General features: G+C 38.3%; 20 protein-coding genes. 14 read left to right on the top strand and 6 right to left on the bottom strand.

Annotation, left to right across the window (positions count from 1 at the left end; all coding sequences use genetic code 11):
• Positions 1 to 43: 43 nt before the first annotated feature.
• The 4 genes from IGL48_RS02310 to IGL48_RS02325 form a co-directional block, all read right to left on the bottom strand.
• Entirely contained in the window at positions 44 to 1,966 is a 1,923-nt protein-coding gene (locus IGL48_RS02310; protein ID WP_010824420.1) for a PTS fructose transporter subunit IIABC, read from the bottom strand.
• Between the two features lie 23 nt (positions 1,967 to 1,989).
• Positions 1,990 to 2,907, bottom strand: a complete 918-nt coding sequence (pfkB, locus tag IGL48_RS02315) for a 1-phosphofructokinase (protein ID WP_010824421.1) — start codon at positions 2,905 to 2,907, stop codon at positions 1,990 to 1,992.
• Positions 2,904 to 3,656, bottom strand: a complete 753-nt coding sequence (locus tag IGL48_RS02320; RefSeq protein WP_002381250.1) for a DeoR/GlpR family DNA-binding transcription regulator — start codon at positions 3,654 to 3,656, stop codon at positions 2,904 to 2,906. Before IGL48_RS02320 ends, pfkB begins: the two co-directional genes overlap by 4 nt.
• A gap of 138 nt (positions 3,657 to 3,794) precedes the next feature.
• Positions 3,795 to 5,354: a ClC family H(+)/Cl(-) exchange transporter gene (locus tag IGL48_RS02325; RefSeq protein ID WP_002358694.1), complete on the bottom strand. Its 1,560-nt coding sequence runs from the start codon at positions 5,352 to 5,354 to the stop codon at positions 3,795 to 3,797.
• Positions 5,355 to 5,518: 164 nt separating this feature from the next.
• Here IGL48_RS02325 and pcrA point away from each other — a divergent pair, with 164 nt between their 5' ends.
• Both pcrA and ligA read left to right on the top strand, forming a co-directional pair.
• Entirely contained in the window at positions 5,519 to 7,777 is a 2,259-nt protein-coding gene (gene pcrA, locus IGL48_RS02330) for a DNA helicase PcrA (protein ID WP_033657650.1), read from the top strand.
• Positions 7,778 to 7,902: 125 nt separating this feature from the next.
• Positions 7,903 to 9,933 carry an NAD-dependent DNA ligase LigA gene (gene ligA / locus IGL48_RS02335; RefSeq protein ID WP_430601655.1) on the top strand — a complete coding sequence of 677 codons (2,031 nt, stop codon included), beginning with the start codon at positions 7,903 to 7,905 and terminating at the stop codon, positions 9,931 to 9,933.
• Here ligA and IGL48_RS02340 read toward each other — a convergent pair.
• Positions 9,930 to 10,145 carry a hypothetical protein gene (locus IGL48_RS02340; protein ID WP_002382998.1) on the bottom strand — a complete coding sequence of 72 codons (216 nt, stop codon included), beginning with the start codon at positions 10,143 to 10,145 and terminating at the stop codon, positions 9,930 to 9,932. The genes ligA and IGL48_RS02340 overlap by 4 nt on opposite strands.
• On the opposite strand from IGL48_RS02340, the gene IGL48_RS02345 reads away from it, so the two are divergent.
• The 8 genes from IGL48_RS02345 (at position 10,111) to IGL48_RS02380 (ending at position 16,985) form a co-directional block, all read left to right on the top strand.
• Positions 10,111 to 10,197 carry a hypothetical protein gene (locus IGL48_RS02345; protein ID WP_306173767.1) on the top strand — a complete coding sequence of 29 codons (87 nt, stop codon included), beginning with the start codon at positions 10,111 to 10,113 and terminating at the stop codon, positions 10,195 to 10,197. The genes IGL48_RS02340 and IGL48_RS02345 overlap by 35 nt on opposite strands.
• A 317-nt stretch (positions 10,198 to 10,514) precedes the next feature.
• Entirely contained in the window at positions 10,515 to 10,820 is a 306-nt protein-coding gene (gene gatC, locus IGL48_RS02350) for an Asp-tRNA(Asn)/Glu-tRNA(Gln) amidotransferase subunit GatC (RefSeq protein ID WP_002355569.1), read from the top strand.
• The gene (gene gatA / locus IGL48_RS02355; RefSeq protein ID WP_002398120.1) at positions 10,820 to 12,289 is read left to right on the top strand and encodes an Asp-tRNA(Asn)/Glu-tRNA(Gln) amidotransferase subunit GatA; all 1,470 of its coding nucleotides are present in this window, start codon (positions 10,820 to 10,822) and stop codon (positions 12,287 to 12,289) included. Before gatC ends, gatA begins: the two co-directional genes overlap by 1 nt.
• Complete coding sequence (gene gatB, locus IGL48_RS02360) at positions 12,289 to 13,719, top strand: Asp-tRNA(Asn)/Glu-tRNA(Gln) amidotransferase subunit GatB (protein WP_002358703.1); 1,431 nt, start codon at positions 12,289 to 12,291, stop codon at positions 13,717 to 13,719. The genes gatA and gatB overlap by 1 nt, the downstream gene beginning before the upstream one ends.
• 18 nt (positions 13,720 to 13,737) lie before the next feature.
• Complete coding sequence (locus tag IGL48_RS02365) at positions 13,738 to 14,826, top strand: diacylglycerol kinase (RefSeq protein WP_002355572.1); 1,089 nt, start codon at positions 13,738 to 13,740, stop codon at positions 14,824 to 14,826.
• Between the two features lie 199 nt (positions 14,827 to 15,025).
• Positions 15,026 to 16,399 (top strand): 23S rRNA (uracil(1939)-C(5))-methyltransferase RlmD, encoded by a 1,374-nt coding sequence (rlmD, locus tag IGL48_RS02370; protein WP_002368027.1) that lies wholly within the window; start codon positions 15,026 to 15,028, stop codon positions 16,397 to 16,399.
• Positions 16,400 to 16,528, top strand: a complete 129-nt coding sequence (locus tag IGL48_RS02375; RefSeq protein ID WP_002355577.1) for a hypothetical protein — start codon at positions 16,400 to 16,402, stop codon at positions 16,526 to 16,528.
• Between the two features lie 139 nt (positions 16,529 to 16,667).
• Complete coding sequence (locus IGL48_RS02380; protein WP_002358707.1) at positions 16,668 to 16,985, top strand: thioredoxin family protein; 318 nt, start codon at positions 16,668 to 16,670, stop codon at positions 16,983 to 16,985.
• Positions 16,986 to 17,025: 40 nt separating this feature from the next.
• Here the strand turns inward: IGL48_RS02380 and IGL48_RS02385 are convergent, their stop codons facing one another.
• Positions 17,026 to 17,871 (bottom strand): helix-turn-helix domain-containing protein, encoded by an 846-nt coding sequence (locus IGL48_RS02385; RefSeq protein WP_002392183.1) that lies wholly within the window; start codon positions 17,869 to 17,871, stop codon positions 17,026 to 17,028.
• 398 nt (positions 17,872 to 18,269) lie between these two features.
• Here IGL48_RS02385 and ptcA point away from each other — a divergent pair, with 398 nt between their 5' ends.
• The 4 genes from ptcA (at position 18,270) to arcC (ending at position 22,763) form a co-directional block, all read left to right on the top strand.
• Positions 18,270 to 19,289 carry a putrescine carbamoyltransferase gene (gene ptcA / locus IGL48_RS02390; protein WP_048949570.1) on the top strand — a complete coding sequence of 340 codons (1,020 nt, stop codon included), beginning with the start codon at positions 18,270 to 18,272 and terminating at the stop codon, positions 19,287 to 19,289.
• 66 nt (positions 19,290 to 19,355) lie between these two features.
• Positions 19,356 to 20,732 (top strand): APC family permease, encoded by a 1,377-nt coding sequence (locus tag IGL48_RS02395; RefSeq protein WP_002355588.1) that lies wholly within the window; start codon positions 19,356 to 19,358, stop codon positions 20,730 to 20,732.
• The gene (gene aguA, locus IGL48_RS02400) at positions 20,725 to 21,822 is read left to right on the top strand and encodes an agmatine deiminase (protein WP_002364800.1); all 1,098 of its coding nucleotides are present in this window, start codon (positions 20,725 to 20,727) and stop codon (positions 21,820 to 21,822) included. Before IGL48_RS02395 ends, aguA begins: the two co-directional genes overlap by 8 nt.
• Before the next feature lie 11 nt (positions 21,823 to 21,833).
• Entirely contained in the window at positions 21,834 to 22,763 is a 930-nt protein-coding gene (gene arcC, locus IGL48_RS02405; protein WP_002355590.1) for a carbamate kinase, read from the top strand.
• The last annotated feature ends 146 nt before the right edge of the window (positions 22,764 to 22,909 follow it).

Here is a 22,909-nt window from a genome sequence, read left to right on the forward strand (position 1 = left end):
AAAAAGCGATTCAACCATGGTTGAATCGCTTTTTTGCTTTTTTTTAAGCAGGTACTTCGACAGGTTTTTTCAAAAGTCCGTAGACAATTCCTGAAATAATCGCCCCAATTAAGATGAACAATAGATATAGTAATGGATTACTTAATAGGAAGACGACGAAGATTCCTCCATGTGGTGCCAATAATTTGATACCAAACGCACCAACCAACGCACCAGTAAAGGCAGAACCTACCACGAAACTTGGAATCACACGTAATGGGTCAGCTGCTGCAAAAGGAATTGCCCCTTCAGTGACAAAAGAAAGTCCCATTACAATATTGGTTAAGCCGGCATCTTGTTGATCTTTTGTAAATTTATTTTTAAATAAACGAGTTGCTACGAAAATTGCTAATGGAGGAACCATTCCGCCAGCCATTACAGAAGCCATGACCACGCTGCCACCTTCTGCAACAGTACTTGCTAGCGTAGCTGTACCGAAAACATAAGCAGCTTTGTTAACTGGTCCACCTAAGTCGATGGCCATCATACCAGCTAATAAGGCACCAAGTAAAGCTGCATTTGTGCCATCTAAGCCAAGTAGGAAATGATTTAACGCATCATTAATTGCTTTCATCGGGATGTTAATGACTAACATTAATAAGCCCGTAATAATCAAACCAAAAACTGGATAGAATAAAATGGTTTTAATTCCATCTAATGATTTTGGCAAGCCTTTGAAGACTTTACGTAAAAGAACCACTACATAACCAGCTAAGAAACCACCGATTAGGGCCCCAAGGAATCCAGCTCCGCCAGCGTTTGCTAACGCACCAGCCGCAAAACCAGCGACTAAGCCTGGACGATCCCCAATACTAGAAGCAATAAAACCAGCTAAGACAGGTAACATAAAGCCAAATGCTGCGCCACCAATTTGGTTAAACCAGCTAGCTACGTCATTGTAATTCCCTAAATTGGCTAATTGATCTTGAGGAACCCCGATAAATTGATCAATCATAAAGGAAAGAGCAATGGCAATTCCGCCACCAATAACGAAAGGTAACATATGAGAAACACCATTCATTAAATCTTTATAGATACGAGAACCGATTGAACCTTCCGCTGAATCCTCTTGGTCGCTTGCAGCCGAGTCACTGCCATGGAAAGTAGGAGCTTCGCCACTAATGGCTAAGTTAATTAGTTCTTCGGTTTTACGAATTCCATCACTAACGGGACGGTTGACTAATTTTTTACCGTCAAAACGATTCATTTCTACTTTTTTATCGGCTGCGACAATCACGCCATCAGCACGAGCAATATCTTCAGCAGTTAAACGATTTTTAATTCCTTCGGAACCGTTTGTTTCTACTTTAATGTCTACGCCCATTTCTTTTGCTTTTTTCTTCAGCGCATCTTCGGCCATGTAAGTATGGGCAATTCCTGTAGGACAAGCAGTCACAGCAATAATATATTTACGATTGCTTTCTGGTGCTGGCATTGTTTGTTCTTGTTCTGCTTTTTCTTCCGCTTCTTTTTGATCTTCTGCTGCTTGGAAAAGCGCTTGTACTGCTTCTGGAGTTTCCGCTTCTTTCAATTTGCCAACAAAGTCTGGATCAATAAGTAATCGAGAAAGGGCCGCAAGCGCTTGGAGATGTGTATCATTGGCGCCTTCTGGAGCAGCAATCATGAAGAATAGATAAGTAGGTTGTCCATCTAGTGCTTCATAATCAACACCTTTTTTACTTTTAGCAAAAAGAACTGTCGGTTCTTTTACGGCACTATTTTTTGCGTGAGGCATAGCGATGCCGTCGCCTAAACCAGTCGATGTTTGTGCTTCGCGTTTTAAAATTCCTTCTTTGTAAGTGTCGATGTCAGAGATGCGGCCACCATCGTATAATTTTTGGACCATTTCATCAATCGCGCCTTTTTTATCAGTAGCTTGTAAATCCATAATCATGACATCTTTTATTAATAAATCATTAATGTTCACTCTATTTTCCTCCCTTAGTGGATTTATTCTGAAATTTTTTCAATTGTTACTTCGTGAATAAGTTCTTGGATAAAATCTTCTGAGGCTAAATCATCAGAAAATGCGGTCGCGCTACCGCAAGCGACACCCCATTTGAAAGCCTCTAAAGGATCTTGTGTTTTTGAAAAGTTGCCAATAAAACCAGCAATCATTGAGTCGCCAGCGCCGACAGAATTTTTCAGTGGGCGTTTTAAAACGTTGGAACGATAAACACCTTCTGTTGTGAAAAGTAATGCACCATCACCAGCCATTGAGATAATTACGTGTTGCGCTCCTTCTTCTAGTAACCGATGTCCATAAGGTAAAATGTCTTCAACACTTGTAAAGGTTGTATGATATAATTCTGCCAACTCATGATTGTTTGGCTTGACCAATAAAGGCTTTTGTGGCAAAGCGTTCATTAAATCTTCACCTGTCGTATCAATAACAAATTCTGCGCCTTTTTCCTTCACAATTTGGATTAATTCTTCGTAAAATCCTTTGCGTAGAGAAGCAGGTGTACTTCCTGAAAGAACAACAATATCACCAGCCTGAACACGACTAACTGCTTGTTTTAGTTCTTGAATTTCTTCGTTTGTTAGAGTAGGTCCTAAGCCGTTAATTTCTGTTTCAGTATCTGATTTCAATTTAATGTTGATTCGTGTATCAGCAGACACGGGAGTGAAATTCGTTTGGATTTCTTCTTTTTTCAACCAATCGGCAATGAATGAGCCTGTAAAACCACCTAAAAAACCTAAGGCAGTGGATTCTGTCTCCATACGTTTTAAAATACGTGAAACGTTGATTCCTTTGCCGCCAGGTAATTTAAAATCATTCGTCATCCGATTTAAATCACCAATTTGTAGATGATCGACATGAACGATAAAGTCGATAGAAGGGTTTAAAGTCACTGTGTAAATCATTTGTTTGCCTCCATTAAAATAGTTTTTTGCTGGAATCCTTGAAGCGATTCAGCAGGGCAGTAGTCAGTTAGTAAAGTAACTGACTCTAATTCTTCCACTTTGGTAAACGTTACTTCATTAAATTTTGTATGATCCAGTAAAACATAGGCTGTTTCTGCTTGATGAATAGCCAAGGCTTTTAGCGCTGCTTCTTCGGGATCAGGCGTCGTTAAACCAAACTCTAAATGTGCGCCGTTAGTTCCTAAAAAAGCTTTGTTAAAACGAAAATGTTGTAGCTGTTCCATACTAGTGGCACCAATGATTGCTTTAGTGGAGAGCTTCAAAGTACCACCAAGCATAATAGTGGGAATTTCCATATCGCTAAGTTTTGCAGCGTGATGCACGGAATTCGTCACTACATGGATTTGTTTCCCAACTAAAAAAGGGATCATTTCTAACGTGGTTGAACCAGCATCTAAATAGATCATATCGCCATCTTGTACACAACTAGCGGCTAAAGAAGCAATCTTTTGCTTTTCGTGCGTGTTTTTGATTGATTTTTCCGTCATGTTTTGTTCAAAGCCTAAATTAAGAATACGCTTAGCGCCGCCGTGAATGCGTTCTAACAAATTGGCGTCTTCTAATTCTTGTAAATCGCGGCGGATTGTGGATTCTGAAGCATTGAATAAGCTAGCAAGTTCTTGTGATTTGACGACTGATTTTTGATCTAACAATTGTAAAATTTTTTGATGTCGTTCTTCCGTAAGCATTTTCATCCCTCATTTCATGGATATAATAGCACAAATGAAAACGCTAATCAATCTAAAACGGTCAAAAACATTCAAAAAAATTAAAAAACAGTCATAAGAAAAAAAGAAAGCTGCTGAACTCAGGTTCAGCAGCTTTCTTTAATTCACTAAATCATTCGGTAAAGTTTTTTGATAAATTTCTTTTTTGACTTGGTAAGCGAGTTTTTCATCGGTCAAAATAATGAGCACATCGCCAACATGCATAACAGTATCACCATGTGTTAAAATTTCCGATTCGCCACGGCGAATGGAAGTGAGCAACATTTGTTTAGGCCAGACAAAATCACGTACCATCGTATCATCTAAGGAACTTTCTGCAGTGATAGGTAATTCAATAATCGTTTTGTGGCCACGAATATTACTTACTTTAGAAGGAACCAAACGTTCTAATAAGCTTTCATAAATTGGCTTGCCGCCAAGACTATCGATGGTAATATAACTAACTAAAGCAACAACCCCTAAAGACATTAAATGAGAAAAATTGCCGACCATTTCTGTTACTAAAATAATCGCTGTTAACGGTGCTTTACCAATCGCAGTAAAATAACCAGCCATGGCAAAAATTAAAAAGTTTTTCACAAAAATTGGATCCATCCCTACGTATTGGACAAGTAGACTGCCATACAATGTTCCGATAATGGCACCTAAAGTTAGAATAGGCAAGAAAATACCACCAGGGAGATTCGAACCGTAAGAAACCATTGAAAAAACAAAACGTAAAACCAGTAAGCCGACTAAAGCCCAAATCGTGGCCGGTTGATTGCCTAAAGCTAATACAATTTGATTCCCACCGCCAAGTAAATGTGGAAAGAAATAACCAATCGGTAAAATCAAAATAAAAGGAACAAAACCATAATAATTAGAAGAAAGGCCTTTGATTTTTCCATATACTTTTGGTAAGGACAACAATGTTTTTTGATATATCCAACCTAATAATCCTAGCAAAACGCCCAGCAGGACTAATGTCCAATAGTACTCTAAAGGCAAAGATTTAACCGGACCAATATAAAGAACTGGCTGCAATCCGAAGAAATGCAAAGAAACAAAGTTAGCGGAAATGGCCGCAGAAAAAGAGGTTAACCAAACTAAAGGTGAAAAGGAATGGTGAACCTCTTCTAGAACAAATAAAAGTCCTGCGATTGGTGCATTAAAAGCGGCGGCTAAACCAGCACTGGCACCACTACTGATTAAAATTTTTTCTTCAGACTTGGTGCTTTGCCGCCATTGACTATAGCCTTGTCCAACCACTGCACCTAGTTGAATTGAAGGACCTTCACGTCCCAAAAATAGCCCAGGACTAATCGCTAAGATCCCACCGATAAATTTTTTCCAAAGCACTGGAAACCAGTGAATTTCTAATTGACCTTGAAGTTGTCCTTCCACTTGGGGGATGCCACTGCCTTTAATTGCTGGTTCGCTTTTGATCAGTCGTCCTAATAAATAAGCAAGCACGAGAGAAAATAAGAACCAAGGAATCATCCAAAAGGGTTTTTCGTGAAACGTTTGATACAGATGCACGACTTGTTCGCCAATTTTTTCAATGCCTAAGCGAAATAAGCTGACAACAAAGCCGACCAGGATTCCGACGACGATGCCTTTAAGGATAAAGCCGATTCGGGTACCATCTAATTGTTTAATTTCATGTACATCATTATTCATTTCATTTTTAGCCTCCATCACTACTTACTAATGTACTGCGGTTTGACTTGATTTACAAGAAAATTTCATATAAAAAGAAAAAGATTTTTTGTTCTTTTCTAAAGAACTTCAAAGGGATTTTTGGTATACTGTATAAGATTGAAAAAAGAGAGAGGACGTTTAATATGACACAAAAACATGCCTTGGTTCAGGGAATGAATCCTCGACAAGAAGAAGCCGTTTTGCATACAGAAGGACCACTGTTAGTCATGGCTGGTGCTGGTAGTGGAAAAACGCGGGTTTTAACACACCGAATTGCCTATCTAATTGAGGAAAAAGAAGTAAATCCATGGAATATTTTGGCGATTACGTTTACCAATAAAGCTGCTAAAGAAATGAAAGAGCGTGTAAATAAATTACTGGAAACGGGTGGCGAAGATGTATGGGTCTCCACTTTTCACTCCATGTGTGTAAGAATTTTACGTCGTGATGTGGATCAGATTGGTTACAACCGTAATTTTACAATTATTGACCCATCGGAACAAAAAACATTAATGAAACGCATCTTAAACGACTTAAATATTGATTCAAAAAAATATGATCCTCGCTCAATTTTAGGTACGATTAGCAATGCCAAAAATGAATTACAAACGCCTGAAAAAGTTGCTGAAATGCAAGGTTCCTTATATGAAGAAATTGTCGCAAAATGCTATGAAGCCTATCAAAAAGAATTACGCAAAAACCAATGTATGGATTTTGATGATTTGATTATGAATACGATTCGTTTATTCAATGAACAACCAGATACGTTAGCTTTCTACCAAAATAAATTTCACTATATTCATGTGGATGAATACCAAGATACCAATCATGCACAATATACCTTAGTCAATTTATTGGCTGCACGTTTCAAAAATCTGTGTGTCGTAGGTGATGCCGACCAAAGTATCTATGGTTGGCGCGGGGCGGATATGCAAAATATCTTGGATTTTGAAAAAGATTATCCAGATGCCAGTGTAATTTTGCTAGAACAAAATTATCGATCCACCAAAAACATTTTGGCGGCTGCGAATGATGTCATCAAAAATAACCGTAACCGCCGCGAGAAAGAACTGTGGACAGAAAATATAGACGGTGAAAAAATTGTCTATTATCGCGGGGACACAGAACGGGATGAAACACAATTTATTGTGAGCCAAATCCAAAAAGAAATGCGGGAAAATGACCGAATTTATGGTGATTTTGCGGTATTATATCGGACCAATGCCCAATCCCGTGTAGTGGAAGAAATGCTCTTGAAATCTAATATTCCGTATACCATGGTGGGCGGACATAAATTCTACGACCGTAAAGAAATTAAAGATATCTTGGCTTATTTAAGTTTGATTGCCAATCCAGATGATTCGATTAGTTTTGAACGAATTGTCAATGAACCAAAACGAGGAATCGGTAAAAGTTCAATTGAAAAATTACGGCTATTTGCGGATACGCATGGTTGGGCTTTGCTGGAAGCTGCCCAAAATGTTGATTTGGCAAATATTTCAGGAAAAGCGGGTAAAGAGCTTGGCAATTTTGGCATGATGATTCAAGACTTAACGAAAACAGTGCCCTATTTAACGATTACAGAATTGGTGAAAGAAACTTTACAACGTAGTGGTTATCGGGAAGCTTTGATGGCGCAAAATAATTTAGAGTCTCAAGCTCGCTTAGAAAACTTGGACGAATTTTTATCTGTGACACAAGAATTTGATAAACGTTTTGAAGCGCAAAATAACGACGATCCAAATGGGGAAGAAACAAAATTGGCGGATTTTTTAACAGATTTAGCCTTGGTTTCTGATTTAGATAATTTAGAAGAGAGCTCTTCACAAGTAACCTTAATGACGTTGCATGCGGCCAAAGGGCTGGAATTTCCAGTGGTCTTTTTAATGGGCTTAGAAGAAGGGGTTTTCCCATTATCACGTGCCATGCTAGAAGAAAGTGAACTGGAAGAAGAACGGCGTTTGGCTTATGTTGGTATCACTCGAGCGGAAGAAGCCTTGTTCTTAACGAATGCTTATTCGAGAACATTATATGGTCGCACGCAATATAATCGACCAAGTCGCTTTTTAGAAGAAATTGAGGCGGAGCGTTTAATGAAACAAGGGGCGGCAGCCAATTTACAGAAAGTTCCAGCGCGCACCTTTGATCCTAAAGTATTTAAGCCCAGCGCAAGTAAACCAGCTTATACACAGCCAGCTACAAAATCAGTTAGCAACAAAGTGGCAAGTGGTGGCGAAAAAGTTTCTTGGCAAGCAGGTGATAAGGTCCAACATAAAGCATGGGGAGTTGGTACAGTCGTTCGTGTAGGCGGTTCGGCCAAAGACTTAGAGTTGGACATTGCTTTCCCAGAAAAAGGCATAAAACGGTTGTTAGCGGCATTTGCACCAATTGAAAAAATTTAACATGCAAAATAGGTCAGCGATTTAATGAGAAAGCATCATTAGATAAATTCTTTTTATTTTCTATCTTAGTGTAAATGTGTTAAAAAGACGATAAGAGCATTACACTTATGAGGAGGAGTTCTACGATGGAACAACAACCATTAACATTAACGGCGGCGACAACTCGTGCGCAAGAATTAAGAAAACAACTCAATCAATATTCCCATGAATATTATGTCAAAGATCAACCATCCGTAGAAGATTATGTTTACGATCGTTTGTATAAAGAGTTAGTCGATATTGAAACGGAGTTTCCTGATTTAATCACGCCAGATTCGCCGACACAACGTGTAGGTGGCAAAGTTTTATCTGGTTTTGAAAAAGCTCCGCATGACATTCCAATGTATAGTTTAAATGATGGGTTTAGCAAGGAAGACATTTTTGCTTTTGATGAACGTGTTCGTAAGGCGATTGGTAAACCCGTTGCTTACTGTTGCGAGTTGAAAATTGATGGGTTAGCAATTTCATTACGTTATGAAAACGGGGTGTTTGTACGCGGAGCAACACGAGGCGATGGAACGGTTGGTGAAAACATTACAGAGAACTTACGAACGGTTCACTCTGTGCCGATGCGTTTAACGGAGCCCATTTCAGTGGAAGTTCGTGGCGAGTGCTACATGCCTAAACAATCCTTTGTCGCATTGAATGAAGAACGTGAAGAAAATGGCCAAGATATTTTTGCCAATCCTCGGAATGCAGCGGCGGGAAGCTTGCGCCAATTAGACACAAAAATTGTGGCAAAACGGAACTTAAATACGTTTTTATACACAGTTGCTGACTTTGGACCAATGAAAGCGAAGACGCAGTTTGAGGCATTAGAAGAGCTTTCTGCAATTGGTTTTAGAACCAATCCCGAACGGCAATTATGTCAGTCAATCGATGAAGTTTGGGCCTACATTGAAGAATACCATGAAAAGCGGAGCACTTTGCCATACGAAATCGATGGAATTGTGATTAAAGTGAACGAATTTGCGTTGCAAGATGAATTAGGTTTCACTGTCAAAGCACCTCGCTGGGCGATTGCCTACAAATTTCCACCAGAAGAAGCAGAAACAGTAGTGGAAGATATTGAATGGACAATTGGGCGCACGGGGGTGGTCACTCCTACTGCAGTCATGGCTCCTGTACGAGTCGCGGGAACCACGGTTAGTCGGGCAAGTTTGCATAATGCAGATTTTATTCAAATGAAAGATATCCGTTTAAATGATCATGTTATTATTTACAAAGCCGGCGATATTATCCCAGAAGTAGCGCAAGTCCTAGTTGAAAAACGTGCAGCCGATAGTCAGCCTTATGAAATGCCGACACATTGTCCAATTTGTCATAGTGAGTTGGTGCATTTAGATGAGGAAGTGGCGTTACGTTGTATTAATCCAAAATGCCCTGCGCAAATTAAAGAAGGGCTGAATCACTTTGTCTCACGAAACGCAATGAACATTGATGGCTTGGGGCCACGAGTGTTAGCACAAATGTATGACAAAGGATTAGTGAAAGACGTAGCGGATCTGTATTTCTTAACAGAAGAACAATTAATGACTTTGGATAAAATCAAAGAAAAATCAGCAAACAACATTTATACTGCCATTCAAGGGAGTAAAGAAAACTCTGTCGAACGTTTGATTTTTGGCTTAGGGATTCGCCATGTGGGGGCGAAAGCGGCGAAAATTTTAGCGGAGCATTTTGGTGATTTACCAACCTTAAGTCGTGCAACCGCGGAAGAAATTGTGGCTTTGGATTCAATTGGCGAAACAATCGCAGACAGCGTTGTGACGTATTTTGAAAATGAGGAAGTTCATGAATTAATGGCTGAACTGGAAAAAGCCCAAGTGAACTTGACATATAAAGGTCTCCGGACAGAACAATTAGCAGAAGTGGAGTCACCTTTCAAAGACAAAACAGTTGTTTTAACAGGAAAATTAACGCAGTACACTCGCGAAGAAGCCAAAGAAAAAATTGAAAATCTTGGTGGAAAAGTTACAGGGAGTGTTTCGAAAAAAACTGACATTGTGGTTGCTGGCGAAGATGCAGGCAGTAAATTAACCAAAGCTGAAAGCTTAGGCGTGACCGTTTGGAATGAACAAGAAATGGTCGATGCGTTAGATGCAAGTCATTTTTAAGAAGAAAAATTAACGTTGTCAGATTTTATGTAGTAATTTGATGGTATGCTTATTTTAGTCATAAAAGTTATATGAACGAGAACTTTCTGAGTTGAGAAAGGAGGTTGATGCTTATGCGCAATTCTTCTTACTTTAACGAAAGGAGCAATGTTTTTGTCCGTTGAAGCAGCGCTAGGACTGATGATTGGTTTTGCAACGCTTGTTGTGACCATTATCTTCGGTATCTTAGCGCTTGTCTTAGACAACAAAAATAACCGTTCATAAGCTTTGAGGAGCTGAACGGTTAAGCGTTTGAAATAAAACCAATAACTCAGTAAGCCACTAGTTCTTATAACTAGTAGTGGCTACTAGAGAGGTATGTTCCTGCATATCTCTCTTTTCATTTTCATAATAACATGTTTCCATCATTTTTGCGAGCGACAAATTATCAATGAAATTCAAGGTTTCATCTAAAATATCCGACCATTTTATGGTAGAATAGGAACAGAGTGAACAGCTGTGCTAAGCTGTTTAAAGAAATACAATCCAATTGATTAATCTGAAAATGAAAATTTCAGTAAATGATAGAAAGAAGGGTATCTATGGCAATTACAGAAGAACAAGTCAAACATGTCGCTAAATTATCAAAATTATCTTTCTCCGAAGAAGAATTAGCGGACTTTACCAATCAACTAGATAAAATTATTGATATGGTGGAATTACTAGAAGAAGTAGATACAACAGGGGTTCCTTTTACTTCAAATGTGAATGAATCAATCAATGTCATGCGTGAAGACGTAGCGACACCAGGAATGGACCGTAAAGAATTAATGCGGAATGTTCCGGAATCAGAGAATGGTTACATTAAAGTGCCTGCAATTATGGATAACGGGGAGGCAGGAGCCTAATGGAAAAATTATACGACAAATCGTTAACAGAGTTACATGATTTATTGGTCTCAAAAGAAATCACTGCAGTTGATTTAACCGAAGAAACATTAAATCGTATTCAAGATACAGAAGAACAACTAGGTTCTTTTATCACAGTTAGTGAAGAAAAAGCAATGGCATTAGCCAAAGCGATTGACTTAAAAGGCATCACTGAAAGTAATCCATTAGCTGGGATTCCTATTGGGATTAAAGACAACATTGTCACAAAAGATATTTTAACAACAGCTGGCTCAAAAATGTTACACAATTTTGACCCAATTTATGATGCGACCGTGATGGATAAAGTCTATCAAGCAGATATGATTCCAGTCGGAAAATTGAACATGGATGAATTTGCCATGGGCGGAAGTACGGAAACGTCTTACTTCAAGAAAACAAAAAATGCTTGGGATCAAACCAAAGTTCCTGGCGGTTCTTCTGGTGGTTCAGCTTCTGCTGTCGCAGCCGGACAAGTCCCAGTTTCTTTAGGGAGCGATACAGGTGGCAGTATCCGCCAACCAGCCGCATTCAACGGTATTGTGGGCCTAAAACCAACTTATGGACGTGTGTCTCGTTTTGGTTTGATTGCTTTTGCTTCAAGTTTAGACCAAATTGGTCCATTGACACGAAATGTTAAAGACAATGCCTTAGCTTTAAACGCAATTAGTGGTTATGACGAAAAAGACGGCACTTCTGCAGGCGTTTCTGTTCCTGATTTTACGGCAGATTTAACTGGCGACATCAAAGGCATGAAAATTGCTTTGCCAAAAGAATACTTAGGTGAAGGGGTACAATCGGATGTTCGTGAAGCGGTATTAAAAGCAGCAGAAACATTTAAATCTTTAGGCGCAACGGTGGAAGAAGTTAGTTTGCCACATTCTAAGTACGGCGTAGCGGTTTATTATATTATTGCCTCTTCAGAAGCAAGTTCAAACTTACAACGCTTTGATGGTATTCGTTATGGTTACCGTTCAGACAATGTACAAAACTTAGAAGATGTCTATGTTAATTCACGTTCTGAAGGTTTCGGAACAGAAGTTAAACGTCGGATTATGTTAGGAACCTTCTCTTTAAGTGCTGGTTATTATGATGCGCACTTTAAAAAGGCTGGTCAAGTCCGTACACTAATCAAACAAGATTTTGAGAATGTCTTTGCGGATTATGACTTAATCATTGGCCCATCCACACCAACAGTTGCCTTTGGTCTAGGGGAAAACATCAATGATCCAATCACAATGTATATGAATGATATTTTAACCATTCCTGTCAACTTAGCAGGACTACCAGGCATGTCCATTCCAGCAGGCTTCTCAGAAGGCTTGCCAGTTGGTTTACAAATTATTGGGAAACATTTTGACGAGCATACAATGTATAAAGCAGCCTATGCTTTTGAACAAGCGACAGATTTCCATACGAAAAAACCAGTCATTTTAGGGGGGAACGATTAATGAACTTTGAAACTGTCATTGGATTAGAAGTCCACGTAGAATTGAAAACCAACTCTAAAATTTTCTCCTCTGCGCCAGCGCATTTCGGAGCAGAACCAAACAGCAACACAAATGTGGTTGACTGGAGTTACCCAGGTGTTTTACCGGTTATGAATAAAGGTGCTTTAGAATTTGGGATGAAAGCAGCTCTTGCGTTGAACTGTGAAATTTCAAAAGAAACACATTTTGACCGTAAAAACTATTTTTACCCAGATAACCCGAAAGCATACCAAATTTCTCAATTTGATCAACCAATCGGACATGATGGTTGGATTGAAATTGAAGTCGAAGGCAAAAAGAAAAAAATTCGCATTGAACGGGTGCATTTAGAAGAAGATGCTGGGAAAAATATTCACGGCACAGATGGCTATTCTTATGTAGACTTGAATCGTCAAGGTACGCCTTTAATTGAAATCGTTTCTGAAGCAGACATGCGCTCACCAGAAGAAGCGTATGCTTATTTAGAAGCGTTGCGTTCAATTATCCAATTTACAGAAGTTTCTGATGTGAAAATGGAAGAAGGTTCTATGCGTTGTGATGCCAATATTTCTTTACGTCCGTATGGTCAAGAAGAATTTGGTACTAAAGCGGAATTAAAGAACTTGAACTCTATGAACTTTGTAAAAAAAGGTTTAGCTTATGAAGAAAAACGCCAAGCCAAAGTCCTATTATCTGGTGGCGAAATTCAACAAGAAACACGCCGCTTTGATGAAGCAACTAGTACAACGTTGCTTATGCGTGTTAAAGAAGGCTCAAGTGACTACCGTTACTTCCCAGAGCCAGATGTTCCTCGTTTTTCAATTGATGATGAATGGATTGAAAAAGTTCGCGCTAGTTTGCCAGAAATGCCAGCCTCACGTCGTGCCCGTTATATCAGTGAATTAGGGTTACCTGAATACGACGCAATGGTCTTGACTTTAACGAAAGAAATGTCAGATTTCTTTGAAGCAACTTTAGCAAACGGTGCAGATGCGAAACAAGCATCAAACTGGTTAATGGGCGAAGTTTCTGCTTACTTAAACAGTGAAAAAGTTGAATTAGCCGATACTAAACTAACACCAGAAAATCTAGCGGGTATGATTACTTTGATTAACGATGGCACAATCAGCTCGAAAATTGCGAAGAAAGTGTTCAAAGAGTTAATTGAAAACGGTGGAGACGCTAAAGAAGTTGTCGAAGCAAAAGGTTTGGTTCAATTATCTGATCCAGCGCAATTATTACCAATGATTAACGAAGTTTTAGACAACAACCAACAATCAATTGATGACTTTAAAAACGGAAAAGACCGTGCAGTTGGTTTCCTTGTTGGACAAATTATGAAAGCAACTCGTGGACAAGCAAACCCAGGTGTGGTTAACAAGTTATTGCAAGAAGAGCTTTCAAAACGATAAGAAAGTAGCAGGCAAACCATGAAAAAAGCTAGAGTGATTTATAATCCAACGTCAGGAAAAGAGTTAATCAAAAAGAACTTAGCCGATATTTTATCTATTTTAGAAGAATGTGGTTATGAAGCCAGTGCATTTGCGACCACACCAGAAGAAAATTCAGCACGCAATGAAGCACATCGTGCTGCGCGGGCAGGATTTGATTTACTAGTAGCTGCAGGTGGAGATGGGACCATTAATGAAGTCGTGAATGGGATTGCTCCGTTGAAGCGGCGCCCTAAAATGGCTATTATTCCTGCTGGAACGACGAATGACTATGCACGGGCCTTGAAGATTCCTCGTGATAATATCGTTAAGGCAGCAGAAGTGATTAAAAAAAATCAGACTGTCAAAATGGATATTGGCCAAGCCGGCAAAAATTACTTTATCAATATTGCGGCGGGTGGTCATTTAACGGAACTGACTTATGAAGTTCCATCAGAGTTGAAAAGTATTTTTGGTTACTTAGCGTACTTAGCTAAAGGAGCCGAAATGTTGCCGCGAGTGAAGCCTATTAAAATGCGCATGACATATGATGAAGGTGTATACGAAGGCAACGCATCAATGTTTTTCCTAGGTCTGACTAACTCGGTGGGTGGTTTCGAGCAAATCGTACCAGACGCTAAATTAGATGATGGTAAGTTTTCATTAATCATTGTAAAAACAGCCAATATTTTTGAGATTCTTCATTTAGTTGCGTTAATGTTAAATGGTGGAAAGCATGTTGAAGATCATCGACTAATCTATACAAAGACCAGCTATTTACATGCAGAAACGTTAGAAAAGAACAATAAAATGATGATTAATTTAGATGGTGAATATGGAGGCGATGCTCCAATGACCTTTAAAAATATGCATCAACACATTGAAATTTTTGCAAATGGTGATGCACTGCCGTCCAATGCAATTATGGGTTCTGTCTTAACTGGTAGCGATGAGATTGTCGTAGAATCAGAAGACGAAGAGGAAGAAGCATATAACGAAGCTAGCAAAGAATTTGTCAAAGAAGTTGAACGACTAACAGACGAAGATATTGATGGCGATGGAAAGATTGCCGAAAAAGAAAAGCACTAGGTAGTCCGTGAATAGCTAATGAAAGATTTAGTTGATAAGATCTTTCATTGGCTATTTTTTGACTAAGGGAAAGGGTCTCATTCTTTTATTTACCCAAAAAGCTCAAACGGAATTGCTAAATCGCCATGAAAATTCGTTGTTGCTTTTCTTAGGTATTTTCATTAGAATGAGTGAAGTGTATAAAAAGAAGGAGCGACTTATGAAAAATTATCCAGTAAAGAAAAATGACGTCATTGAAGTAGAAATCATTGACTTGACGCATGAAGGTTTAGGCGTGGCAAAAGTGGACCATTATCCATTGTTTATTGAAAATGCCTTACCAGGTGAAAAACTTGAAATCAAAGTCTTAAAAACAGGCAAAAGTTTTGGTTATGGGAAAGTGTTGACTGTCCTAAAAAGCAGTGAACAGCGTGTGCCCGTGAAAGATGAAAACTTTACAAAAGTCGGAATCAGTCCGTTGCAACATTTAGCGTACGGCGCCCAACTATCATTTAAAACACAACAAGTCGAAAATGTTATGCAACGTGTTGCTAAATTACCAGAAGTCCCTGTTTTACCAACAATTGGGATGAATGATCCGTGGCATTACCGGAACAAAGCACAAATTCCCGTGCGTAAAATTGACAACCAATTACAAACAGGTTTTTTCCGGAAAAATAGCCATGATTTAATTCCAATGGAACATTTTTATATTCAAGACCCAGAAATTGATGCAGCAATTGTTAAAATCCGTGACATTATGCGTAAATATAGCGTAAAACCTTATAACGAATCTGATAATACAGGGAACTTACGCCATATTGTCGTTCGTCGTGGCTACCATACTGGGGAGATGATGGTTGTTCTAATTACGAGAACACCGAAATTATTCCCAATTAGTAAAATTGTGCCAGATATTTTGGAAGCTATTCCGGAAGTAGTCAGCATTGTACAAAATGTAAATCCAAAACGAACCAATGTCATTTTTGGCGACGAAACCATCTTATTACATGGGTCTGAAAAAATTACAGATACTATTTTTGATTTGAAATTTGAAATTTCCGCGCGTTCATTTTATCAAGTAAATCCACAACAAACAGAAGTGATGTATCAAAAAGTTAAAGAGTATGCGGCTTTAACAGGCAATGAAATTGTGGTGGATGCCTATTGTGGGATTGGGACGATTGGCTTAACTTTAGCCCAAGATGCAAAGCAAGTTTACGGTATTGAAGTAATTGAAGAAGCGGTCAAAGATGCAGAAAATAATGCTAAATTAAACAATATTGAGAATGCCACTTTCACGGCTGGTTTAGCGGAAGAATTATTGCCAAAATTAGTTGAAAATGGCTTGCAACCAGATGTTGTGGTGGTGGATCCACCACGGAAAGGGTTAGACGGTCAATTAGTAAACACATTAATTGAAACGCAACCTAAACGAATTGTTTATGTCAGCTGTAATCCAGCCACACTCGCTCGCGACATTGCATTATTAACAGAAGGTGGCTATGAAGCAAAAGAAATTCAACCAGTGGATAATTTCCCACAAACGACCCACATTGAATCTGTCACGTTATTAACAAAGGCGGTGGATTAAATGAATGAAAAAGAAAAAATGTTAGAATTAATTAAAAAGAAACAAGGTGGTGGCCGTTCTAAAAAAATGGAAACTCCCAAAAATGATCGTAAAAACATGCGCAAAGGGCCTAAAATTTTTAATAAATAAGCGGTTATCAGTAAAAAGTTGCCGCCCATTAATGAAATGGGCGGCAACTTTTTTGTTAAAGCATTCCTAGCCAAACAAATAAGTTGTTATTTTGCTAGTAAATCTGTTATTTTAGACAAAAGACAAGGAGGGCTATTCAGTGGAATATGTAACAACATTAGAAGAATTAGAAGAAAAAATTACAGACAATCGTCTACAAGCCGTCTTTTTGACAGCAAAAAATTGTAGTGTTTGTACAGTTGATAAACCGATTGTCGAAAAAATTGCAACAAAATATGAATTTCCTACATACATTGCAGAAGCTGATAAAAGTCCAGAAATAATTGGACAATTAAATGCTTTTTCTGCACCGACCATTATCTTATACTATGAAGGAAAAGAAATTCATCGCCAAGCTAAAATTATTAACTTTCAAGAAATTGAAAAGCGAGTTCGACAAGTACAAGAAAATAGATAATCAAAAAGGAAGCCACCGATCACGGAGACTTCCTTTTTAATTATCTCGCTAAATGTTCAGTTTGTTGTTGAGAAAAAAGTTGATAACTGACAAAAACTTCTGCTCTTTTGTTTACTTCTAATTTAACGAAAATATTGTGGATATGTGTTTTTACTGTCCCGATTGATAGGAATAGTTCGTTGGCTATATCTTGATTTGTTTTGCACTCTAAAAGTAACGAAAGCACTTCTCGTTCTCGCTGCGTTAATTGATAGGCATCACAAAAAGGCGCCAAAAGTACGGGTTCATCTGATTGATTTTCTTCCAATTTAGCAGCGTCTTTTTCAAGCACCGACAGAGGAAAATCACGATTACAGAAGTAGATAATGGCGATGGAGAGAATGATTGTATAAATATCTTCAGAAACGTTTCGGTTGTTAATTTTAAAGACAATATCAGAATATTGGTCAATGTTAAAAATAACGAAGGTATCTTCCAAAAGAATCGCCACACCGAAACCAATGCTTAGCCAACCAATAAAACGAAGATATTTTTTCGCAAGGGCTGATAAAGGATCTATTCGTAGTTGATAGAGCGCATAGCATCCAAGGTAAATTAAAAATAGCTGATTGGGTAAATAGTACAACCAAACTTTTAAGGCGGAATTTTGTGAAAATGGAATAGCTAGCATCCATAAACCAATTAAAAATAACCAGACAAATTGATAATTTTTAAAAGGACGACCACTAATAGTATTGATAATAGCCAGATAGGCAAAATTACAACAAATAAAAATGATGGTCTTTAAAAAAGGTGCGGTCATAAAGGTCTGATTATATTCGGTTGCAAACGAATTAATGAACTCAGTCATATAAACAATCACATTGTCACAAATAAAAATAACCATTAAAAAGAGAAGCAATAAAAAAATCGGTTGTTTATTTTTCAAGTAAAGATTTAAGGTAAAGGTTGAAGTAAACGAATATAAAATAATCAACAAGATGTTATAAATAAAAACAAATGTCACGATTGGAAACCCCTTTCATCTTTTATTTTAAGTGAATGATTTTTCAAAATAATTATACCATTTTCAAATCTATGATTGGTCAGAAATTAGAGAGAAATCCGCCTAAACTTTTATAAACCCCTGGTGTACCAACGGTTTATAACCATAAATAAACTTTTTTTAATGAAAAATCACGCCGAAAAAGAAAGCGTTTTCTAACTTTTGGTGGATAGTAAACTCTTCGCTAAACTTGGTAAAGTCGATGTGTAAACAAAAACAACTTTTAGGAGGAACACATCATGAAAAGAGATTACGTTACAACAGAAACATATACGAAAGAGGAAATGCACTATTTAGTCGATTTATCATTAAAAATTAAAGAAGCGATTAAAAATGGGTATTATCCGCAACTGTTAAAAAACAAATCTTTAGGAATGATTTTCCAACAATCTTCAACTCGAACACGAGTATCTTTTGAAACTGCAATGGAACAATTAGGTGGACATGGCGAATATTTAGCACCTGGTCAAATTCAATTAGGGGGACATGAAACGATTGAAGATACCAGCCGTGTATTGTCACGTTTAGTAGATATTTTGATGGCTCGTGTGGAACGTCACCATAGTATTGTTGATTTAGCTAATTGTGCTACCATCCCAGTCATTAACGGTATGTCTGATTACAATCATCCAACCCAAGAATTAGGTGATTTGTGTACCATGGTTGAGCATTTACCAGAAGGCAAAAAATTAGAAGATTGTAAAGTTGTCTTTGTCGGAGATGCAACACAAGTTTGTTTTTCTTTAGGATTAATCACAACAAAAATGGGCATGAATTTTGTTCACTTCGGTCCAGAAGGTTTCCAATTAAATGAAGAGCATCAAGCGAAATTAGCAAAAAATTGTGAAGTTTCAGGCGGTAGCTTTTTGGTTACAGATGATGCAAGTTCTGTTGAAGGCGCTGATTTCTTGTACACGGATGTTTGGTATGGCTTGTACGAAGCGGAATTATCTGAAGAAGAACGTATGAAGGTTTTCTATCCAAAATATCAAGTGAATCAAGAAATGATGGATCGGGCAGGTACCAATTGTAAATTCATGCACTGTTTACCAGCAACACGTGGGGAAGAAGTAACTGATGAAGTGATTGACGGTAAAAATTCTATTTGTTTCGATGAAGCAGAAAACCGTTTAACATCTATTCGTGGCTTATTAGTATATCTTATGAATGATTATGAAGCAAAAAATCCTTATGATTTAATCAAGCAAGCAGAAGCGAAAAAAGAACTAGAAGTTTTCTTAGACACTCAAAGCATTTAACGGCCAACTGTCCACTGATTGAAAAAATGAATCAGTGGACAGTTTATAAAGAGAGGAAGAGTCTTCATGGAGGGGAAAAAGAAATTTAGTTTAACGAGTGCCATTTTATCAGTCATCTGTGTGGTTTTCGTTGCCGAAGCAGCGGCGCCTGTTGCTGCAATTGGTAATTCTCAGTTTTTTTGGTGGATTTTCTTATTAATTGCATTCCTATTGCCATATGGGTTAATTTCATCAGAATTAGGAACAACTTATATTGGTGAAGGGGGCATCTATGATTGGGTGACCAAAGCATATGGTCATCGTTGGGGTGCCAGAGTTTCTTGGTATTATTGGATTAATTATCCATTGTGGCTAGCTTCATTAGCCGTTATGACGCCAGAACTATTAACGACAATTACAGGTATTAAGTTTTCAACACCGATGATGATTATTGTTGAATTAATTTTTACTTGGATTGTGGTTTGGATTAGTTTTTATCCAGTCAGCGACAGTATCTGGATTTTAAATGGAGCTGCCGTAATCAAGATGGTTTTAGCAGTCTTAATTGGTGGGCTAGGATTGTATGTAGCCTTGACGAAAGGTGTTGCCAATGAATTTACCTTGAAATCAATGCTACCAACGTTTGACTTAAGGAGTTTATCTTTTATTTCTGTAATCATTTTTAATTTGTTAGGGTTTGAAGTCATCTGTACGTTTGCAGATGATATGGAAAATCCTAAGAAGCAAATTCCACAAGCTATTGTAGCAGCGGGGTTAGTCATTGCGGCCATTTATATTTTTTCAGCCTTTGGAATTGGGGTAGCGATTCCCACCGATCAAATTAGTACCGGCAGTGGTATGATGGATAGCTTTAAACTATTGACAGGCTCGACAGAAGGTTGGTTCATTATGTTGATGGCTTTCCTATTCCTTCTTACGTTGTTCGGCAACATGATTTCTTGGTCATTAGGAGTCAATAATACAGCTTGTTATGCTGCTGAAAATGGTGACATGCCTAAATTTTTTGAAAAACGTAGTAAGAAAAATGACATGCCAATTGGGGCTGCTTTGATGAATGGCATTGTGGCATCGGTGGTCATTGTATTAGCACCAATTTTACCTAATCAAGATTTATTCTGGGCCTTTTTCTCCTTGAATGTCGTCCTATTCTTGTTATCGTATATCCCAGTTTTCCCAGCTTTTTATAAGCTTAGAAAAATTGATCCCGATACACCACGTCCGTTTAAAGTTAACGGAAAACCAGGATTTTTAAAAGTTTTAGTGGTTTTACCAATGATTATGATTATTATTTCACTGATTTTCACAGCAGTGCCTTTAGATTTTAGTCCCGCAGCATTAAATGAAAAATTACCAATCACAATTGGGGCAATCATTTTTATTCTGTTTGGTGAAGTAATTATTTACGTGAAAAAAATTAAGAAGGGAACGAAAGAAAATGGCTAAACGAATTGTAGGAAGTACCCCTAAACAAGATGGCTTTAGAATGCCAGGAGAATTTGAACCACAAGAGAAAGTTTGGATGATTTGGCCAGAAAGACCGGATAATTGGCGCGATGGTGGTAAACCTGTCCAAGAAGCTTTTACTAATGTGGCCAAAGCAATTAGTCAGTTTACACCGATGAATGTGGTGGTTTCTCAACAACAATTTCAAAATTGCCGCCGCCAATTGCCGCCAGAAATTACGGTTTACGAAATGTCAAACAATGACGCCTGGGTCCGTGATTGTGGACCATCATTTGTCATTAACGACCATGGAGAAATCCGTGGTGTGGATTGGACATTCAATGCTTGGGGGGGATTAGTAGATGGTTTATATTTCCCTTGGGACCAAGACGATTTGGTTGCACAAAAAATTTGTGAAATTGAGCATGTAGATTCTTATCGTACAGATGATTTTGTTTTAGAAGGCGGTTCATTCCACGTAGATGGACAAGGAACAGTCTTGACTACAGAAATGTGCTTATTAAGTGAAGGTCGAAATCCACAACTTTCAAAAGAAGCAATCGAACAAAAATTATGCGACTATTTAAATGTTGAAAAAGTTCTTTGGCTAGGTGATGGAATTGACCCAGAAGAAACTAATGGTCATGTGGATGATGTAGCTTGTTTTATTGCACCTGGTGAAGTGGCTTGTATTTACACTGAAGATCAAAATAGCCCATTTTATGAAGCGGCACAAGATGCGTATCAACGTTTGCTTAAAATGACTGATGCTAAAGGACGCCAATTAAAAGTCCACAAATTATGCTGTCCTGTCAAAAATGTAACCATTAAAGGCTCCTTCAAAATTGATTTCGTGGAAGGAACCATGCCACGAGAAGATGGCGATATTTGTATCGCATCCTATATGAACTTTTTAATTACAAATGATGGCGTGATTGTGCCACAGTATGGTGATGAAAATGATCGTTTGGCTTTAGAGCAAGTTCAAACGATGTTCCCAGATAAAAAAATTGTCGGCGTTAATACGGTAGAAGTTGTTTATGGGGGCGGCAATATTCACTGTATCACACAACAAGAACCAAAGCGCTAGGAGGGAAACAGATGTCAAAAATAGTGATTGCATTAGGTGGAAATGCGTTAGGAAATTCTTCGAAAGAACAATTGGCAAAAGCACAAACCGCTGCAAAATCCATTGTTGATTTAATTGAACAAGGCCATCAAGTGGTGATTGCTCATGGCAACGGGCCACAAGTTGGCAAAATTCGCTTAGCTTTTGAGGAAACGAGTCAATCTCCAGAAGATGTCGTGCCGTTTCCTGAATGCACAGCAATGAGCCAAGGCTATATTGGCTATCATTTACAACAAGCAATTGATGAAGAACTAGTAGCCAGAAATTTAGGGGAACAACCAGTTGTTACGTTAATTACACAAGTCGTGGTGGATCCAAAAGACCCAGCGTTTACAAAACCAACAAAACCAATTGGTGGTTATTATGACGAAGAAACAGCCAAACAGTTGATGGCGGAAACTGGGAACGTCTATCAAGAAGATGCGGGTCGAGGCTGGCGACGGGTAGTTCCTTCACCAAAACCAGTTGATATTTACGAAAAAGTTAGCTTGCGAACACTTGTTGATGCAGGACAGATCGTAATTGCTTGTGGTGGTGGCGGGGTTCCTATTGCCTATGATGGTCCAGTCTATCATGGTGTAGATGCAGTCATTGATAAAGACTTTGCGGCAGCAAAAATGGCTGAACTCATTGAAGCAGATGTTTTTGTGGTATTAACTGCAGTGGAACATGTTTTTGTTAACTTTGGTCAAGCAAATCAACAAGCTTTGACCGATGTTACGGTTACGGCAATGCAACAATATATAGAAGAAAATCAATTTGCGCCAGGTAGTATGTTACCTAAGGTAGAAGCGGCCATCAGTTTTGCAGAAAGTAAACCAAACCGCCAGGCGATTATCGGGCTTTTAGAATTAGCTTCGGAAGCAATCAAAGGAGAAAGTGGTACACGAATTACACAATAAATTCTCAGTATTTAACTTTCAAAAAAGACTAAAACAAACGCATTTAGCGGACTAACTTAATCGTTAGAGAGTAGGACATCGGTCGTTTTGACGGATGTCCTACTCTTTATTTTGTCTTTTTAACGAACAAAACTGTTAGTTGTCAT

It is taken from the genome of Enterococcus sp. DIV1090 (genome assembly GCF_050537975.1).
Classification (GTDB): domain Bacteria; phylum Bacillota; class Bacilli; order Lactobacillales; family Enterococcaceae; genus Enterococcus; species Enterococcus faecalis.

Excerpts from the sequence above, each read along its gene's own strand:
- pfkB (WP_010824421.1), bottom strand. The coding sequence starts at position 2,907 with ATGATTTACACAGTGACTTTAAACCCTTCTATCGACTTTATCGTTCAT.
- IGL48_RS02320 (WP_002381250.1), bottom strand. The coding sequence starts at position 3,656 with ATGCTTACGGAAGAACGACATCAAAAAATTTTACAATTGTTAGATCAA.
- IGL48_RS02325 (WP_002358694.1), bottom strand. The coding sequence starts at position 5,354 with ATGAATAATGATGTACATGAAATTAAACAATTAGATGGTACCCGAATC.
- pcrA (WP_033657650.1), top strand. The coding sequence starts at position 5,519 with ATGACACAAAAACATGCCTTGGTTCAGGGAATGAATCCTCGACAAGAA.
- ligA (WP_430601655.1), top strand. The coding sequence starts at position 7,903 with ATGGAACAACAACCATTAACATTAACGGCGGCGACAACTCGTGCGCAA.
- IGL48_RS02340 (WP_002382998.1), bottom strand. The coding sequence starts at position 10,145 with ATGGTCACAACAAGCGTTGCAAAACCAATCATCAGTCCTAGCGCTGCT.
- gatC (WP_002355569.1), top strand. The coding sequence starts at position 10,515 with ATGGCAATTACAGAAGAACAAGTCAAACATGTCGCTAAATTATCAAAA.
- gatA (WP_002398120.1), top strand. The coding sequence starts at position 10,820 with ATGGAAAAATTATACGACAAATCGTTAACAGAGTTACATGATTTATTG.
- gatB (WP_002358703.1), top strand. The coding sequence starts at position 12,289 with ATGAACTTTGAAACTGTCATTGGATTAGAAGTCCACGTAGAATTGAAA.
- IGL48_RS02365 (WP_002355572.1), top strand. The coding sequence starts at position 13,738 with ATGAAAAAAGCTAGAGTGATTTATAATCCAACGTCAGGAAAAGAGTTA.
- rlmD (WP_002368027.1), top strand. The coding sequence starts at position 15,026 with ATGAAAAATTATCCAGTAAAGAAAAATGACGTCATTGAAGTAGAAATC.
- IGL48_RS02375 (WP_002355577.1), top strand. The coding sequence starts at position 16,400 with ATGAATGAAAAAGAAAAAATGTTAGAATTAATTAAAAAGAAACAAGGT.
- IGL48_RS02385 (WP_002392183.1), bottom strand. The coding sequence starts at position 17,871 with ATGGTTATTTTTATTTGTGACAATGTGATTGTTTATATGACTGAGTTC.
- ptcA (WP_048949570.1), top strand. The coding sequence starts at position 18,270 with ATGAAAAGAGATTACGTTACAACAGAAACATATACGAAAGAGGAAATG.
- IGL48_RS02395 (WP_002355588.1), top strand. The coding sequence starts at position 19,356 with ATGGAGGGGAAAAAGAAATTTAGTTTAACGAGTGCCATTTTATCAGTC.
- aguA (WP_002364800.1), top strand. The coding sequence starts at position 20,725 with ATGGCTAAACGAATTGTAGGAAGTACCCCTAAACAAGATGGCTTTAGA.
- arcC (WP_002355590.1), top strand. The coding sequence starts at position 21,834 with ATGTCAAAAATAGTGATTGCATTAGGTGGAAATGCGTTAGGAAATTCT.